Below are 2,514 nucleotides of genomic sequence, written 5' to 3'. Positions count from 1 at the left end.
TTTTTTGTTAGGGTTGCAATGTGCCAGGATTTTCCGTCATTACCGTAATCACAACGGTCTGCTTATTTGCTTCCCATTGTGCCTCGGCACCTGTGCCAAGCTGTTGCTGCGTTTGTTGGGCTAGAAAACCTGCTTCCAACGCGAAACTTGCATGATTATTTTCATCAAAGCGGGCACTGACCACAGGGCCATCTAACCGCCATACTTGTTCCGTTGGTTTCTTTGACGTCAAGGTTAAGAATCCAAAACCAGCATCCATGAAAAACGTTTCGAGTGCCATGACACCTGTTAAGTCAACATCACGGGCAAGGGCCTTACCAGCCCAATAAATAATTTCTGATTCATCATCTTGCAACAATTCTGGTAGCAAGCGGTCACGCAATAGCGTTAATGCGAATAAATTCATTTCTGTCGTTTGTCCTGATTCCGACATAACGCACTCCTTTTATTACAGTTTCATAAACTAATTATAGTGTATTCTAGCCATATTTGCCAATAATTTACATTAGTGTTACAATAAAATTCTTGAAAGGATGGATTGTGGCATGACTTTACCTGATAATCCGTTAATAAATAGCACGTTGGGATTAATCAATGGTGACCTTTTTGCACAAAAAATCATCATGGGCGACAGTTCACAATGGAGTAGCGATTCATCGCTAACGTTAGCAACTATCGATAGCTTATCTAACGGCTATATTTTAACCGACATCATGACCCAGTTTACATACTGGTATACAACTGGCGCTTATACAGCGGATGGCGCACCCCAGCATGCTGGCGACGTGACCCGTATGGCCATTGAAAATTTCCGTCAAACCCAAGATCCATTTACGTCGGGTGGGCGAGATGAGAGTGATAACGCGAATGGTGCATTACTTCGAATTACGCCCGTCGTGTTATACCTACAAGCAACGTACGGGGAAGATTTCATTAAAGATGACCCTGCTATGTTAACGTTGCATCAAGTGGGTGGCTTGACACACAACCACCCACGTTCATTAATTGCGATTGGCTTATACGCCATGTTACTAAACGGCTTATTGAGTGGTATGAGTTTACCAGCGGCCTTTGACTTCGCAATTAGTAATTCATATGAATATTACGCAAAACATGCGGTCTTCGCTGATGAGTTGGTCGCTTTTGAAGCATTAAATACACCTGATTTTGAAAATATGCCAATCGAATCTTTGCATGCATCAGGTTATGTCGTCGACACGTTAGCTGCGACGATATGGGTGTTATTAAACAGCCAAAACTACGAGGACGCGTTAACGCTCGCTGTCGGCTTACCGGGTGAACCAACCCGAATTATGCCATTAGTTGGTGCAGTTGCCGGCTTGATGTATCGTCAAGCGCAATTGCCGACAACATGGCTCAACGCACATGAATTAACGATTGTCACGCGAGTGCTTGAAAAAGCAGAGCAAAGCGGTCGCTTTGCTTGCCCCGACACGCACCCAGTCGAATAGGTGATTAAACCAGAGCCTGATTCAGGACTCTGGTTTTCTTGTTTAGAAAGGAACACATTTATAATGTCAATTATGTGGCACAGTATATCCGGTGTTTTAATGATTCTTGGTTTAGTAGGCACCGGATACGCCCTACTAAAAATTCATATTTTCAACGATGATGATGAGCGCTTAAGTAAGTTTTTATCTGGATTTGTCACTAAAATTGCCATACCTGCTTATTTGATTGTTAGTATTCCGGAAGACTTTACACCGCAAACCCTACTAGCAATCGGGCCGAAATTAGTCTTACCGATCGCTAGCATGTTAGCGTTATTTGCTCTGTCATTTTTAATTGCGAAGTTAATCAAAGTAAATCCACACCATAAGGGATTATTTCAATCATTGTTATTCAATTCAAATACCGTCACGGTAGGATTACCGGTTAACATGGCACTATTCGGTAAAGACAGTTTGCCATACGTTTTGGTCTACTATATGGCTAATACCATCGTCTTTTGGACATTAGGCGTATATATGATTGAACGCGACACGGTAACCGGTCGGCAATTCAGTCTCCGCAAAACCCTGAAGGGAATTTTTACGCCGCCGATGATTGCCCTAATCATCGCCGTGATTTTAGTCCTGGCACGCATTGAATTGCCAACCTTTATTCGGACCGATTTAACTGATCTGGGTAATACAAACGTTCCGTTATCACTAATTTTCATTGGCTTTTCCATCGCGAAAGCTCAAAAAGCCGACTTAATCCCTGATCGCGAAAATTTGACACTTGCCTTAGGTCGTTTTGTTCTGGCACCTAGTGTCATGGCCTTAATGATGATGCCCTTTGAACTACCTAAATTACTTAAAGCAGTCTTTATCATTCAATCCGCTATGCCAACAATGACAAATGCAGCTGTCATGGCGCGCGAATTAAACGGGGATTTTAGATTTGCGTCTATTTCAATCACACAAACAACCTTATTGATGTTAGTCGTTATTCCAATTTTAATGATTTTAGTCAGTTAAACAAAAGAAACGCCCTGTCTCAAGCACGAGA

3 protein-coding genes are annotated in these 2,514 nt (G+C 42.3%); 2 read left to right on the top strand and 1 reads right to left on the bottom strand.

The genetic code is table 11. From position 1 onward, the window contains the following. Nucleotides 1-7 precede the first annotated feature (7 nt). A complete protein-coding gene (locus WEIDD23_RS01560) occupies nt 8-433 on the bottom strand; it encodes a DUF2507 domain-containing protein (protein WP_010374876.1) in 426 nt (141 codons plus the stop codon). A gap of 112 nt (nt 434-545) precedes the next feature. Between WEIDD23_RS01560 and WEIDD23_RS01555 the strand changes: the two genes are divergently transcribed. Then, complete coding sequence (locus WEIDD23_RS01555) at nt 546-1,472, top strand: ADP-ribosylglycohydrolase family protein (protein WP_062358697.1); 927 nt, start codon at nt 546-548, stop codon at nt 1,470-1,472. Nucleotides 1,473-1,535: 63 nt separating this feature from the next. Further along, nucleotides 1,536-2,483 carry an AEC family transporter gene (locus WEIDD23_RS01550; protein WP_010374880.1) on the top strand — a complete coding sequence of 316 codons (948 nt, stop codon included), beginning with the start codon at nt 1,536-1,538 and terminating at the stop codon, nt 2,481-2,483. Nucleotides 2,484-2,514 lie beyond the last annotated feature (31 nt).

Source organism: Weissella sp. DD23 (genome assembly GCF_001579105.1).
GTDB lineage: Bacteria > Bacillota > Bacilli > Lactobacillales > Lactobacillaceae > Weissella > Weissella cibaria.
This window is presented reverse-complemented; position numbering and strand designations above follow the sequence as displayed.